The organism is Scandinavium lactucae, assembly GCF_033843265.1.
GTDB lineage: Bacteria > Pseudomonadota > Gammaproteobacteria > Enterobacterales > Enterobacteriaceae > Scandinavium > Scandinavium lactucae.
Genome location: NZ_JAWXRD010000030.1, coordinates 234723 through 248621 on the forward strand (window position 1 = coordinate 234723; position 13899 = coordinate 248621).

19 protein-coding genes are annotated in these 13899 nt (G+C 54.1%); 7 read left to right on the forward strand and 12 right to left on the reverse strand.

Features of this window, described 5'->3' with window-relative positions; all coding sequences use genetic code 11:
• Positions 1-3 precede the first annotated feature (3 nt).
• From SIK69_RS13120 to SIK69_RS13140, 5 genes are all read right to left on the reverse strand, one after another.
• Positions 4-960: a transketolase family protein gene (locus SIK69_RS13120; protein WP_319628831.1), complete on the reverse strand. Its 957-nt coding sequence runs from the start codon at positions 958-960 to the stop codon at positions 4-6.
• Positions 953-1786 carry a transketolase gene (locus tag SIK69_RS13125; protein ID WP_319629011.1) on the reverse strand — a complete coding sequence of 278 codons (834 nt, stop codon included), beginning with the start codon at positions 1784-1786 and terminating at the stop codon, positions 953-955. Before SIK69_RS13125 ends, SIK69_RS13120 begins: the two co-directional genes overlap by 8 nt.
• On the reverse strand, positions 1786-3174 hold the full coding sequence (locus SIK69_RS13130) for a PTS ascorbate transporter subunit IIC (RefSeq protein ID WP_319786256.1): 1389 nt from the start codon (positions 3172-3174) through the stop codon (positions 1786-1788). Before SIK69_RS13130 ends, SIK69_RS13125 begins: the two co-directional genes overlap by 1 nt.
• 30 nt (positions 3175-3204) lie before the next feature.
• Positions 3205-3477 carry a PTS sugar transporter subunit IIB gene (locus SIK69_RS13135; RefSeq protein WP_319628829.1) on the reverse strand — a complete coding sequence of 91 codons (273 nt, stop codon included), beginning with the start codon at positions 3475-3477 and terminating at the stop codon, positions 3205-3207.
• 82 nt (positions 3478-3559) lie between these two features.
• Positions 3560-4003, reverse strand: coding sequence for a PTS sugar transporter subunit IIA (locus tag SIK69_RS13140; RefSeq protein WP_319786257.1), 444 nt, complete (start codon positions 4001-4003; stop codon positions 3560-3562).
• Between the two features lie 215 nt (positions 4004-4218).
• On the opposite strand from SIK69_RS13140, the gene SIK69_RS13145 reads away from it, so the two are divergent.
• Entirely contained in the window at positions 4219-5238 is a 1020-nt protein-coding gene (locus SIK69_RS13145; protein ID WP_319786258.1) for a LacI family DNA-binding transcriptional regulator, read from the forward strand.
• Between the two features lie 3 nt (positions 5239-5241).
• Here the strand turns inward: SIK69_RS13145 and yfcD are convergent, their stop codons facing one another.
• Genes yfcD through yfcF form a run of 3 tightly spaced genes read right to left on the reverse strand, consistent with a single transcriptional unit; the run spans position 5242 to position 7089 of the window.
• Positions 5242-5784, reverse strand: a complete 543-nt coding sequence (gene yfcD / locus SIK69_RS13150; RefSeq protein WP_319628826.1) for an NUDIX hydrolase YfcD — start codon at positions 5782-5784, stop codon at positions 5242-5244.
• A 55-nt stretch (positions 5785-5839) separates the two neighbouring features.
• Complete coding sequence (gene yfcE, locus SIK69_RS13155; RefSeq protein WP_319628825.1) at positions 5840-6391, reverse strand: phosphodiesterase; 552 nt, start codon at positions 6389-6391, stop codon at positions 5840-5842.
• Between the two features lie 53 nt (positions 6392-6444).
• Positions 6445-7089 carry a glutathione transferase gene (gene yfcF / locus SIK69_RS13160; protein WP_319628824.1) on the reverse strand — a complete coding sequence of 215 codons (645 nt, stop codon included), beginning with the start codon at positions 7087-7089 and terminating at the stop codon, positions 6445-6447.
• Between the two features lie 138 nt (positions 7090-7227).
• On the opposite strand from yfcF, the gene yfcG reads away from it, so the two are divergent.
• The 6 genes from yfcG to SIK69_RS13190 all read left to right on the forward strand — a co-directional run bounded on the left by yfcG (position 7228) and on the right by SIK69_RS13190 (position 10748).
• Positions 7228-7857, forward strand: a complete 630-nt coding sequence (yfcG, locus tag SIK69_RS13165; protein ID WP_319628823.1) for a GSH-dependent disulfide bond oxidoreductase — start codon at positions 7228-7230, stop codon at positions 7855-7857.
• A gap of 49 nt (positions 7858-7906) precedes the next feature.
• Positions 7907-8269 (forward strand): dihydroneopterin triphosphate 2'-epimerase, encoded by a 363-nt coding sequence (folX, locus tag SIK69_RS13170; RefSeq protein ID WP_319786259.1) that lies wholly within the window; start codon positions 7907-7909, stop codon positions 8267-8269.
• Between the two features lie 22 nt (positions 8270-8291).
• Positions 8292-9185, forward strand: coding sequence for a TIGR01777 family oxidoreductase (locus SIK69_RS13175; protein WP_319786260.1), 894 nt, complete (start codon positions 8292-8294; stop codon positions 9183-9185).
• 225 nt (positions 9186-9410) lie between these two features.
• Positions 9411-9665: a hypothetical protein gene (locus SIK69_RS13180; protein ID WP_319786285.1), complete on the forward strand. Its 255-nt coding sequence runs from the start codon at positions 9411-9413 to the stop codon at positions 9663-9665.
• A gap of 14 nt (positions 9666-9679) precedes the next feature.
• Positions 9680-10240, forward strand: a complete 561-nt coding sequence (locus SIK69_RS13185; protein ID WP_319786261.1) for a DNA-binding protein — start codon at positions 9680-9682, stop codon at positions 10238-10240.
• A gap of 13 nt (positions 10241-10253) precedes the next feature.
• Positions 10254-10748 carry a GNAT family N-acetyltransferase gene (locus SIK69_RS13190; protein ID WP_319628819.1) on the forward strand — a complete coding sequence of 165 codons (495 nt, stop codon included), beginning with the start codon at positions 10254-10256 and terminating at the stop codon, positions 10746-10748.
• Between the two features lie 32 nt (positions 10749-10780).
• Here the strand turns inward: SIK69_RS13190 and hisP are convergent, their stop codons facing one another.
• The 4 genes from hisP to hisJ all read right to left on the reverse strand — a co-directional run bounded on the left by hisP (position 10781) and on the right by hisJ (position 13812).
• Positions 10781-11554 (reverse strand): histidine ABC transporter ATP-binding protein HisP, encoded by a 774-nt coding sequence (gene hisP, locus SIK69_RS13195; protein WP_319786262.1) that lies wholly within the window; start codon positions 11552-11554, stop codon positions 10781-10783.
• Between the two features lie 7 nt (positions 11555-11561).
• The gene (locus tag SIK69_RS13200; RefSeq protein ID WP_319628817.1) at positions 11562-12278 is read right to left on the reverse strand and encodes an ABC transporter permease; all 717 of its coding nucleotides are present in this window, start codon (positions 12276-12278) and stop codon (positions 11562-11564) included.
• On the reverse strand, positions 12275-12961 hold the full coding sequence (locus SIK69_RS13205) for a histidine ABC transporter permease HisQ (RefSeq protein ID WP_319628816.1): 687 nt from the start codon (positions 12959-12961) through the stop codon (positions 12275-12277). Before SIK69_RS13205 ends, SIK69_RS13200 begins: the two co-directional genes overlap by 4 nt.
• A gap of 68 nt (positions 12962-13029) precedes the next feature.
• Positions 13030-13812, reverse strand: a complete 783-nt coding sequence (gene hisJ / locus SIK69_RS13210; protein ID WP_319786263.1) for a histidine ABC transporter substrate-binding protein HisJ — start codon at positions 13810-13812, stop codon at positions 13030-13032.
• Positions 13813-13899: the final 87 nt, after the last annotated feature.

Sequence of the window (13899 nt, forward strand, 5' to 3'; positions counted from 1 at the left end):
CAATCATTCCAGCAGTTCTTTCGCCGCTTTGACTATCTCATCTGCCGTCAGGCCATATTCCTGTTGCAGGAAGTCCTGGGTGCCGACCTGACCGTAACGCTCCTTGACCCCCACGCGACGCATCGGCACCGGGCAGGTTTCAACCAAGACTTCTGCCACCGCAGAACCCAGCCCGTTATGGATGCTGTGGTTTTCGCAGGTGACAATACGCCCGGTTTTCTCGGCGTAGTTCTTCACCAGCATCCGGTCGATCGGTTTCAGGGTAAACATGTCGATCACCGCCGCGCTAACGCCTTCCCTTTCCAGCCGACGCGCCGCTTCCAGCGCTTCCGTCACCATGATCCCGTTGGCGATAAGCGTGATGTCGTCACCTTCGCGTAGCACGTTGCCTTTGCCAATGGTAAAAGTGGAGCCCGCCTGATATACCGTCGGGGCCTGTTTACGAATGGTACGCACCCAGTAAAACCCCTCAAGGTCGATCAGTTGGTTAAGGATGGCCTTAAACATGGTGGCATCAGTCACTTCAATCACCACCGAATTCGCCAGCCCGCGCACGATGCCCATATCCTCGAAGGACATATGCGTCCCGCCGTTGTGACAGGCAGTGACGCCCGCATCCGAGGCAATAACTTTGACGTTATTGCGCTGATAATCGAGCGACATAAACAGCTGGTCGAAGCAGCGACGGCTGGCGAACGCGGTAAATGTATGCACAAAGGGTTTGCGGCCGGTGAGCGACAGCCCGGCGGCGGTGCCAATCACATTCGCCTCCATGATCCCGCAGTTGATCACCTGCTGCGGGTATTTTTTCTGCACGCCGTCCATTGCCATCGAGCTCATTAAATCGGCTTCAAGGGCGATGATTTCGCTGCCAGCGTCAATCTGCTCCGCCACAAAACCGGCATAGACTTTACGCATCTCGATGGCGTCTTTTTCTCCGGCAGGTGCGACCTTAATCATGTGCGGCCTCCAGTTGGGCAATGGTATCGTTGAGAATGTGCTTCACATCATCCGTCAGGCGCAGGTGATGCGAGTTCCCCAGTTGTTCGAGGTACGGCACGCCCTGCCCTTTGATGCTGTCGAGAATAACCAGCCGGGGCCGGGCATCTGCCGCAGGCACAGGCTTCACCGCCGCCAGCAGACCGGGAATATCGTCTCCTTTCACCGTCACCACATCAAAACCAAACGCGGAGAATTTCGCCGGTAAATCGAACGCACAGATGATTTCATCCAACTCGCCGTCGAGTTGCTGTTTATTCCAGTCGACGAACACCGTCAGGTTATTCAGCTTATGGTGAGCGATAAACTGAAACGCCTCCCAACACTGCCCCTCGTTCAACTCGCCGTCGCCGACGATGCAGAACACCCGATTGCTGCGTCCGGCCAGCTTGTGCGAGAGCGCCATGCCCCCCGCGATAGAAATTCCCTGTCCCAGCGAACCGGTGGTGGCATCGACACCGCGCGTTTTTAGCCTGTCCGGGTGGCTCGGCAGCTTAGTGCCGTTCTGGTTAAGAGTGCCGAGTTCTTCCTGCGGGAAGTAGCCTTTAATCGCCAGAGTGCTGTACAACGCCGGGCCAGCGTGGCCTTTGGACAGCACAAAGTAGTCGCGCCCTTGCCAGTCCGGGTCGCCCGGGTCAATCCGCATGACATCGCCGTACAGCACCGCCAGGGTTTCCACCACCGACATACTGCCACCGTAGTGACCAAAGCCGAGGTCAGTCAGGGATTTGAGGGTCGCAACGCGAATATCGCGTGCCAGGCGGGTTATCTCTGCAACTGTTGTCATCATTTGGCTCCTGTATTTTGCGGTGAATCGTTACCGGCCACTTTGCCCTTGGCCAGATAGTTGAACAGCACCAGCAGCGCAAAAATCACCACGACCAGCCCGGTAATGGCCATTGGCGAGAGGAAGCGTGCCAGGTTGCCCAACACGATGCCTACCGCGCCGAAATCGGCATCCGAGAAGGTGGTATTGGCAAAGCCCAAAGCGCCAAGCACCGGGAGCAGTGAAACAGGCAGGAAGGTGATCAGCAGACCGTTCGCGAAGGCCCCCATCATCGCCCCGCGGCGTCCACCGGTGGCGTTACCGAACACACCCGCAGTTGCCCCGGTGAAGAAGTGCGGTACCACGCCAGGCAGGATAAGCACCCATTTGAACTGGCCACACAGGAACAGGCCAACCAGTCCGCCGAGGAAGCTGAACAGGAAGCCTATCAGCACGGCATTCGGGGCGTAGGGATACACCACCGGGCAGTCGAGGGCCGGGCGCGCGTTGGGCACCAGTTTTTCCGAGAAGCCGGTAAACGCCGGGACAATTTCGGCCAGAATCAGGCGCACGCCCTGCAGGATGATGAACACACCCGCCGCGAAGGTGATCGCCATAATGATGGCGTAGACCAGATAGTTTTGGCCGCCGCTGAACTGGGCTTCAACGTACTCCCGCCCCGCACACACCGCCATGATCAGGTAAATGATCATCATGGTCAGTGAAATCGAAATTGAACTGTCGCGCAGGAAGCTGAGATTTTTCGGCAAGTTCATCTCTTCGGTCGAGCGAGACCCCTTCCCGACCTTGCTGCCGATCCAGCCGGACAGCACATAGCCGAGGGTGCCGAAGTGACCGAAGGCAATATCATCGTTCCCGGTGATGCGTTTCATGTAGCGCTGCGCAATCGCCGGGAAAAAGGCCATGATAAGCCCGAGGATCAGCGACCCGGTAAAGACCAGACCGATGCCTTCAAAGCCCGCTACGGTGAGGATCACCCCAATCATGCATGCCATGTAGAAGGTGTGATGCCCGGTGAGGAAAATGTATTTCAGGCGTGTAAATCGTGCCACAACGATATTCGCTACCATGCCAAAGGCCATGATCAGCGCCGTGGCCGCCCCGTATTTCTCGAGCGCAATGGAAACTATCGCTTCGTTATTCGGGATGATGCCCTGAATGCTGAACGCGTGTTCAAACATCCCGCCTAACGGATTCAACGAACCGACCAATACACCCGCGCCACCGCCCAGCACAATAAAGCCCAGAATGGTTTTTACCGTGCCTTTAACGACATCTGAAAATGATTTTTTCTGTGCGACCAGTCCAATCAGTGCAATTAAACCCACCAGCACTGAAGGAACTTTTAAAATATCTACCACAAAGTTAAGCGTTTCGAGGATAAACATATCTGCCCCTCACTCAAAGTGGAGTCATGATTAACGGCTGGCGAAATAAGCGCTGAGCTTATTTTCCAGTTCATTGATGTCGATAATATTATTAATGACCACCAGTTGGTGGTCCGGCACGCTGGCGCTCAGGGCAATATCCTTTGCCATGACAAACAGGTCAGCCGCACCCGGCGTGGCTGATGACAGGTCCGAGTGCTCAACCTCCGCATCAATATTGAGCTTCTTGAGGACTTTTTTAATATTCATCTCGACCATAAAACTACTGCCGAGACCGGATCCGCAAATCGCCATAATTTTCATTATTGTCACCATTTTTTGGTAAAGTCAGCCCGCACTTTACCCGCAGGTAAAATGTCGGAGGTCAGGGGTAAAACGAAAAAAATCAGAAACGGGAAATTATATTTTTTATCTCCTCTCGGGTTTTCGCCTGGTGTAGCAACAGCATCTCTTCATCACTGGAAAATAACGCTGCCAGTGACGAGATCATTTCAATGTGACTGTGTTTATCCGGAGCTGCCAACATAATAATCAGATCAACCGGATCGTGCTCTTGCGAGCCAAAACTGACACCGTGTTGCAGCTTCAGTAATGAAAGTCCTAACCCTCTGGCCCCCTCTTCCGGTCTGGCATGGGGCATCGCAAGCCCGGGAGCCAACACGTAATACGGGCCCAGTTTGTGATGGCTTTCGATAATCGCCGTTACGTATTCCGGCCCTATCGTGTGCGCCTTCAGCAGCGGCTGAGCGCAGATTTCCAATGCCTGTGACCAGGTGTCGACCTGCTCCTGCAATAGGATGGTTTCCTCGTGGATCCATTGACTCAGCATGGTGTTCTCCAGCAATGGGGGGTGGACAAACTTTATGCAAGGTCCAGAGTACTGACTGTGATGATACTCACAAAGATAGCGCTACCAAAAAAGCAGGTAAGAGATTTGTGATAGCGCTATCAAAATGTGAACATCCTGTAATAACTCAGCAAAAGGAGGGATTTCCGGCGTATACTGCATGCACTTTCAAAACGAGATTTCAATCAGGAAGAAGCATGTCTCTGACCCGAAAACGTCGTAGCACCGGCAAAGTCACCCTCGCCGATGTGGCGCAGCTGGCTGGCGTGGGAACGATGACCGTTTCCCGGGCGTTGCGTACGCCGGAGCAGGTCTCCGATAAACTCCGGGAAAAGATTGAAGCGGCAGTTCAGACCCTGGGCTATATGCCCAATATGGCGGCGAGTGCGCTGGCTTCGGCGTCATCGTGGACCATCGGCATGGTGGTGCCGAGCCTGGCGGAAGCCGGTTGTTCAGAAATGTTTGCCGGGTTGCAGCAGGTATTGCAGCCTGCGGGCTATCAAATCATGCTGGCGGAATCACGCCATCATCTCGATCAGGAAGAGAAACTACTGGAGACGCTGCTGGCGTCTAACATCGCCGCCGCCATTCTGCTCAGCGTGGAGCATAGCGACACCGTACGGCAGTGGCTGGAAAACAGCGCCATTCCGGTGATGGAAATCGGGGCCAAGCGCACCGACCCGCTGGATATAAACATCGGGATTGATAACGTCGCGGCGATGTTTGAACTGACGCAAATGCTCATACAGCGCGGCTATCAGAATATCGGTCTGCTGTGCGCTAACCAGGAGCAATGGATTTTTCAGCAGCATTTGCAGGGCTGGTACAAAGCGATGCTGCGCCACCATATGTCGCCCAACCGGGTGATTAACGCCGCGGAACCGCCCACCTTTTCCACCGGCGCGGCACAACTGCCCGAGTTTTTACTGGCCTGGCCGGAACTGGATGCGCTGGTCTGCGTGTCGGATGAAATGGCGTGTGGTGCGCTGTATGAATGTCAGCGTCGGCGGATTAAAGTACCGGAGGATTTGGCGGTAGTGGGCTTTGGTGGCAGCGATGTGAGCCGGGTGTGCCAGCCACCGTTGACCACCATTTCTGTGCCGCATCGCCAGATTGGGATTGAAGCAGGCCGCGCGCTGCTGGCGCGTCTGAATGATGATGAATGGGAAGAAAACACCGCCATCGCCGCAAAACTGTGTTTGCGGGATAGCTGCTAAACCTTACTCGGTTTCTTCTTCTTTCGCTGATTCGTTGTTGGCATTGCGAGTCATCCACAGCGCCAGCGCTTTTAGGGAATCCGGGGTGAACTCATCGCAACGCGCGGTGATCTCTTCCGGTGTCAGCCAGCATACTTCACTGACCTCTTCTTCCTGCAACGCAAACGGTCCGTGAGAAACACAGCTAAAGAGGCTGCCCCACACGCGACAATGTTTGTCTTCGAAATAGAACTGACCGTGGTCAGCAAACGGCACGCCAGCAATCCCCAACTCTTCTTCCGCTTCACGACGGGCTGAATCAAGCAGCTGTTCATCGGACTGTACAACCCCACCCGCAGTGGCATCCAGCATACCCGGCATGAAGTCCTTGGTTTCTGTGCGACGTTGCACCAGAATTTTCCCCATACCGTCGTGAACCACAATGTAGGTCGCGCGATGACGCAAGCACTGCGCGCGCATTTGCTCGCGGCTTGACTGTGCGATGACCTCATTGTCTTCGTTGACGATGTCCACCCATTCTGTGCTTGCCAAGTTCTGCTCCACCATCAGAAAACCTTCTCTCTATAGCGCTCTCGCGGCGCGTTTACGGTTGTCGGGTAAATTACGGATTAATTGCAACCTCTGCAATAACCCGTTGATCATTGAGTGCTAAAACCCGCAATTTATTCCCCTCCATCATCCCGTAGCTGGCGCTAAAGCCCCCTTTTGGAATGCTGACGGAACCCGGGTTGAAGTGGAAGATATCACCTTTGCGTTCTGCAACCGGAATATGAGTATGACCATAAACCAGCACATCGCCAGCGGAAAGCGCAGGCAGGTTATCAGGGCCGAACAGATGCCCGTGGGTCAGGAACAGGCGCTGCTCTGCGGTTAATACCTGCTGCCACGGCGCAGTGATGGGGAAATGCAGCAGCATCTGGTCAACTTCACTGTCACAGTTGCCACGCACGGCAATAATCCGCTCTGCCAGCGTGTTTAATCGCTCCGCGACTTCAGCGGGGGCATAGCCTTCCGGCAACGCATTGCGCGGGCCATGATTAAGCACATCGCCCAAAATTACCAGATAACGTGCGCCACTCTGCGCAAACAACGACAGTACGCGTTCAACGGCGGGCAAAGACCCGTGAATATCTGACGCAAACATCAGTTTCATCAATCATTCCTCCACGATAAACCGCACTATCATAACGGATTATTACCGCCTGTTCAGCCAGCGTGTTTAGCGGAGAGCGCGATATAGCGCTGAACGGACGCACGCTGCCACTGGAAGGCGGCATAATCTGCGAGCGGTTCAGGAACATCATCCCCGTTCAGCACCAGTCGATTAAGCATTAATGCCAGGTCAGTATCAGCAATGGACCATTCACCAAACAGATTCGGCTTGCCGTGCGCCAGCAGCGCATTAGCGGTATCGAACAGTTTCGCGGCGGCTTTCTGCCCTTCAGCGCTGAGAGACGGTTTTTTCACGCCGCCGAACACCACATCGGTGGAACGTTCTTCCCGAATCGGCATTAAATCACTGCGCAGCCAGGCCTGGATCTGGCGGGCACGGGCACGCTTTTCAATATCATGCGGATAAAGACGCTCCCACTGCGGCGGAGCAAAACGCTCGTCCAGATATTCCGTAATGGCCGAGGATTCGCTCAACGCAAAAGCATCAACTTCCAGTAAAGGTACGCGGCGGGTAACGCCATACCCTTTCCAGTCGGTGTTGAGATGTTCACCCTGATTTAAATCGACACTTTTCAGGCTAAAAGCCAGCCCTTTTTCCTGCAATGCAACATACACGGACATCACGTACGGCGAGTAAAAATGGGCATCGGACCACAGCGTAATCACGGGACGAGTCATAGCTTCCTCAACGGTTTGCGGGTGAAAACCTCAACATATCGTGTCTGTGTCATACTGTCACTTGATGAAAACTCACACAATTGAACTAAGCACCTATACTCCAGAAGTCATGAAAATAGCCCAGGCCCAGGAGTTAAAATGATTGACCTCTATTATGCCCCTACCCCGAATGGCCATAAAATTACGCTGTTTCTGGAAGAAGCCCAGATGGCGTACCGCCTGATTCGCGTGGATATCAGCAAAGGCGATCAGTTCCGTCCTGAGTTCCTGAGTCTCTCACCGAATAATAAAATTCCAGCCATTGTCGATCATGTACCCGTCGACGGTGGTGCGCCGCTCAGTTTGTTTGAGTCGGGTGAAATCTTGCTGTATCTGGCGGAAAAGTCAGGAAAATTGCTCAGTGGTGAACTGCGCGAACGCCATGTCACGCTGCAATGGCTATTCTGGCAGGTCGGCGGTCTGGGCCCAATGCTGGGGCAAAACCATCATTTCAACCACTTTGCGCCACAGCCGGTACCGTATGCGATTGAACGTTATCAGGTTGAAACCCAACGCCTGTACCACGTACTGAATAAACGGCTGGAAATATGCCCGTGGCTTGGCGGCGAGCATTACAGCATTGCCGACATCGCCTGCTGGCCGTGGGTCAACGCCCATCAGCGCCAGCGCATTGACCTGCAAAATTTCCCAGCGGTGAAAAACTGGTTCGAACGTATTCGTCAGCGCCCGGCAACCGAACGCGCGATGCAGAAGGCCCACGCGAATTAAAACGACTTTGTTGTATTATGACTGGGATAACAACAAGGAGAAGCCTGCAATGTCCCAGCCAGATGCCATTATTCGTATTAAGAACCTGCGCCTGCGCACCTTTATCGGTATCAAAGAAGAAGAAATCGCTAACCGTCAGGATATCGTCGTTAACGTGGTTATCCACTATCCTGCGGAAAACGCGCGCAACAGTGAAGACATCAACGATGCGCTGAATTATCGCACCATCACCAAGTACATCATTCAGCATGTCGAGAATAACCGTTTCTCTTTGTTGGAAAAATTAACTCAGGATGTGCTCAACATCGCATGCGATCATCATTGGGTCACCTATGCTGAGGTAGAAATCGACAAACTTCACGCGCTGCGATACGCCGATTCGGTCTCAATGACCATGAGCTGGCGACGCTAGGCGCAACCCGGACGGAGGTTGCATGAAGATCCTGATTACCGGCGGTACTGGCCTGATTGGCCGTCATTTGATTCCACGTCTGCTTGAACTCGGCCACAGTATCATTGTGGTGACCCGCAGCCCGGAGAAAGCCCGCCAGCTGCTCGATGCCCGGGTTGAACTCTGGAAGGGGCTCAGCGAATGCAGCAATCTGGACGGTATCGATGCGGTGATCAATCTTGCGGGCGAACCCATCGCCGACAAACGCTGGACCAAAGAGCAAAAACAGCGTTTATGCAACAGCCGCTGGCAAATCACCCAGAAGCTAGTTGAACTTTTTGCCGCCAGCAGTCAGCCGCCAGGCGTATTCATTTCAGGCTCTGCGGCGGGCTACTATGGTGACCTCGGCGAAGTCGTTGTCACCGAAGATGAGCCGCCACACAACGAATTTACCCACAAACTTTGCGCCCGCTGGGAACAAATTGCCTGCGGGGCACAGAGCGACGCGACCCGCGTTTGCCTGCTGCGAACCGGAGTGGTGTTAGCCCCCAAAGGCGGGATCCTCGGGAAAATGGTGCCCCCGTTCAAACTCGGACTCGGTGGCCCAATTGGCAACGGCCGTCAGTATCTGGCGTGGATCCACATTGACGACATGGTTAACGGCATTCTTTGGCTGCTGGATAACGCTCTGCGCGGCCCATTCAACATGGTTTCACCTTATCCGGTTCGCAACGAACAGTTCGCCCATGCCCTGGGTCATGCGCTGCATCGCCCGGCGGTGTTACGCGCCCCGGCCACGGCGGTCAGGCTGTTGATGGGGGAATCATCGGTATTAGTGTTGGGCGGACAACGCGCGTTACCTAAGCGCCTGGAAGACGCTGGCTTCACTTTCCGCTGGTACGATCTCGAAGAAGCATTGGGTGACGTGCTGGCCTGATTCTGCTCGTTCTTATCGCCTTCATCCCCCTATTCCAGTGTAATCGTTGCAAACACACTGGAATACTGCTCGCATCCCTGAAATTCTCCTTTCATCTTTCTCGCCAGAACACCATTAACGGCTCGCGTCAGGCGTAATCTCTGCCTCTGCACAGCGATTGTTTTCTCGCATGCGACATGTTGACATCGGTCAACACCCCATTCATACTGCACAGGACATCGAATGATGAAGGAACATCCTGATAAACATATTCGGGCAGCTGTCCACTATGCCGTGTCACAAGGCTGGATTTTTACCTGCGGTGGAAACAGCTCGCATTGTTATGGACGGCTAAAATGCGGGATAGCAGAACATCATCAACATATGATGAGCGTATGGTCTACACCCCGATGCCCGCAGAATCACGCCCGCCAGATTGTCAGGAAAGTCGATAGCTGTACCCCACGGCAATCCTTGCTTAAAGAATGGCTGGTTGACTGAAATAAGGAACCCCTATGTCGCTTTTCAATTTTACTCTGACGCTGTCAGGCGTGACCTCAGATACCTCTGGTCTCGAAGATGCCTTGTTTGCCGCAGGCTGCGACGATGCTCTGGTGTGCTTTTACGGCACGGCGGTGTATCTCGAATTCGATCGTGAAAGTGAAAGCCTGGCCCAGGCCGTACTTTCTGCCATCAATGATATTGAAACCAGCGGGATCGGTGCCCGTGTCGAATCGGTTGACTCTACCCTCGTTGGGCTTAGCGATATCGCCGAGCTCACGGGTCTCACCCGCCAGGCCATTGCGTTGCTAAAAGACGGTGCCCGCGGTTCACGTCAATTTCCCGGTCCGGTTCAGCGCGTAAAAGGCAACTCCCCACTCTGGCACTGGCGTACCGTGATTGACTGGCTGGCAAGCGAAGGGCGTATTGCGGCTGATTCTTCACTTATCGCCAATGCTCATATTCTCGATAGCATGAATCTGGCTTTACAGCTCCGCTCGTCACTCGAAAAGAACACTGTGATGCACTATCTTCATCAGCTGGAGCAGCAGCACACCTCATCCCTCGCACAATGATGCCGGAGAAAGCATGCCCGTTTTGACCACCTCGCGCCTTACCCTGACATCGCTCTGTGAAAGCGATTGGCCCTGCTTTCTGGCGTTACGTACGCATCCGCAGGTCATGCGTTTTATGGGGGGATGCCTTCCCGAGCAGAGTCTTCGCCTGAAATTTAATTCGCGTCTTGCGGGCAACGTTTTCGCCATTCGGGAGAGTCAGGGAGAGTGCGTGGGTGATATCGGGCTGCAGGTGAGTCCACACAACCCGCAGGAAGCCGATATTGGCTATGCGCTGCTTCCGCAGGCGCAAGGCAAGGGATTCGCGCAGGAAGCGTTAACGGCGGTCTGTGATTATGGTTTTACGTCGCTGGGTCTGTTGGCGATTAATGCCTGGGTGCTGGCTGATAACATCGGTTCGGTGCGATTACTGGAAAAAAATGGATTTAAACGTGGGCAGGTGCTTGAGAAAGCTTTCGAGATAAACGGGGAGTTTTATGACGACTGGGTCTATCGACTGGAGCGCTAAACTCCCCCCGCCCCAAGGGCGAGGGGATTATCTTATTTCAGCGAGCCCTTGAGGAACTGCTGCAGACGGGCGCTCTTCGGATTGCCGAACACCTCATCTGGATGGCCTTCTTCTTCAATCAGCCCCTGATGCAGGAAAATGACGTGAGAAGACACACCGCGGGCAAAGCCCATTTCATGCGTAACCACCACCATCGTTTTCCCCTCTTCCGCCAGCTTCTGCATGATGCGCAGCACTTCGCCCACCAGCTCAGGATCCAGCGCAGAGGTTGGTTCATCGAACAGCAGCACCTCGGGTTCCATCGCCAGCGCACGAGCAATGGACACGCGCTGCTGTTGCCCACCGGACAGATGCACCGGATATTTGATTTGCTGCCGCTCATCAATCCCGACTTTCAGCAGGTACTTCACCGCCCGCTCGCGCGCTTCCTGTTTGCTGAGGCCCAGCACCTGAATCGGTGCTTCCATGACGTTTTCCAGCACCGTCATATGGCTCCACAGGTTGAAGTGCTGGAACACCATCGTTAAACGGGTGCGCAGCAGGCGCAGCTGATTTTTATCAGCCACTTTCAGCTGGCCGTCTTTATCCCGCACCAGGCCAATGTTTTGCCCGCTGACCACAATATTGCCTTCACTCGGTTTTTCGAGGAAGTTAATGCAACGCAGGAAGGTACTTTTCCCCGAGCCGGACGAGCCGATAATGCTGATAACATCACCGGCGTTGGCCTTCAGTGACACCCCTTTCAGCACTTCATGTTCGCCGTAGCGCTTGTGCAGGTCGATAACGTTTAATTTATTGTCAGGCATGATGTTCTCAGTGTGTCGAAGAGGGTTTCACATGTTGCAGCCAGCGTTTTTCCGCCTTGCGGAACAGGCTAATCAGCACATAAGAGATAATCAGATACAGCACCGCCGCAATCCCAAACGCGGTAAACGGCTGGTAAGTGGCAGAGTTGATATCACGGGCGATTTTCAGCAGATCCGGCACCGTGGCGGTAAACGCCAGCGCGGTTGAGTGCAGCATTAAAATCACCTCGTTGCTGTAGGCCGGAAGCGCGATACGCAGCGCCGAAGGTAAAATGATGCAGCGATAGAGCTTCACGCCTGAAAAACCGTAGGCGCGCGCGGCTTCAATTTCACCGGCCGGAACGGAACGAATCGCGCCGGCAAAGATTTCGGTGGTGTACGCACAGGTATTCAGCGTCAGCGCCAGCACCGTACAGTTCAAACCGCTGCGGAAAAAGGCATTCAGCAGTTCGGTCCCTTTGACGATTTCCAGCGTATACATCCCGGAATAGAACACCAGCAGCTGCACATACAACGGCGTGCCGCGAAAAATGTAGGTGAATAACCAAATCGGGAACTGCACGTATTTGTTGCTGGATACGCGACCAATCGCCAAAAACACCGCCAGAACGCCGCCCATCACCACCGAAGAGATCAACAGCCACAGGGTGATGGCCACGCCTGTAAAGCGGTAGCCGTCGGTCCACAGCAGGGACTTCCAGTATTCCTGAATAATCTCGATCACAGGTCAGCCCTCTTCACACCCACGGAATAACGACGCTCAAGCAGCAACAGCACCCCATTTGAGAGCGTCGTAAATACCAGATAAATCAGACCGCAGACGACAGCGAAGTAGAATGGCTCCCAGGTACTTTTCCCGGCAAGCTGCGTGGCCTTGACCACATCTTCCAGCCCTAACAGCGATACCAGGGCGGTCGCTTTCAGAATAACCTGCCAGTTATTGCCAATGCCCGGCAGCGCAAAACGCATCATCGCCGGAAACAGAATACGCACGAAAGTCTGACGAGAGGTAAATCCGTAAGCCGTGGCGGCTTCGATATGCCCTTTCGGTACGGCCATAAAAGCACCGCGGAAGGTCTCAGTGAAGTAAGCTCCATAGATAAAACCGAGGGTAATTATACCGGCGATCATCGGGTCGATATCAAACTGCGTCATCCCCAGAGCATCGGTAATGCTGTTGAGCGCAATTTGCAGACCGTAGAAAATCAGCAGCATCAGCACCAGATCCGGCACGCCACGGATCAACGTGGTGTAACCTTCAAAAATCAGCGCTAAGGCTCGATTGCCAGAGAGTTTACCCGCCGCACCGGCCAGGCCGATAAGCACCGCCAGCACCACGGAGCTGAGGGCCAGCTCAAGGGTGACCAGCGCGCCCTGAAAGATAACTTGCGAAAACCCGTACAGCATTGAGCCTGTCCTGTCTGTCCAACACCGCCAGCCCCGGGAACGACGGAACCGGCCAGTGTAAACGGCAATTATTCGCCGTATACGTTAAAGTCGAAATACTTCTTCGCCAGCTTGTCGTAGGTGCCGTCGGCACGCATTTCAGCAAAGGCTTTATTCAGGGCAACACGCAGTTCGTTATCCTCTTTACGCAGGCCCATACCGGTGCCTACGCCGAACAGTTTTTCATCCTTAATGGATGGGCCACCAAACTGATAATCTTTGCCGATAGGCTGCTTGAGGAAACCTTCGCTTGCCGCCACTTCATCCTGGAATGCAGCATCGATACGGCCTGCCGTCAGGTCAGAATAGATATTGTCCTGGCCCTGATAGGAGACGATTTCGATACCTTTCGGTGCCCAGTGCTCATTGCCGTAGGTTTCCTGCGTGGTGCCCTGCAGCACGCCCACGCGTTTGCCTTTGAGCGTGTTCAGGTCTGGCGTAACCGGGCTGCCTTTTTTAACCACCAGGCGGGAATCTGCGGCATAGAGTTTGTCAGTGAACGCTATCTGCTGCTGGCGTTTTTCCGTAATGGAGAGTGAGGACATGATGGCGTCGATTTTTTTCGCCTGTAGCGATGGGATCAGCGCATCCAGCGGGTTCTCGACAAAGGTACATTGCGCTTTAATACGCTTACACAGCTCTTTTGCGAGATCGATGTCAAAACCAATCAATTCCCCCTGCGCATTCTTGGATTCGAAGGGAGCATAAGTCGGATCTGTGCCAATACGTACTTTCTGCGGAATGGCTGCGAAAACCGTAGAAACGCTGGAAAGTACCAACGCAAGAGAAAGAGACAACGCCACTTTTTTCATAACTATCCTCAACAGACTGTCATTTAACGGGTATTCAGAAGTATCAGAACAGTTATCGTGCCACCTTTTATGCGGATAAGGCAAAAG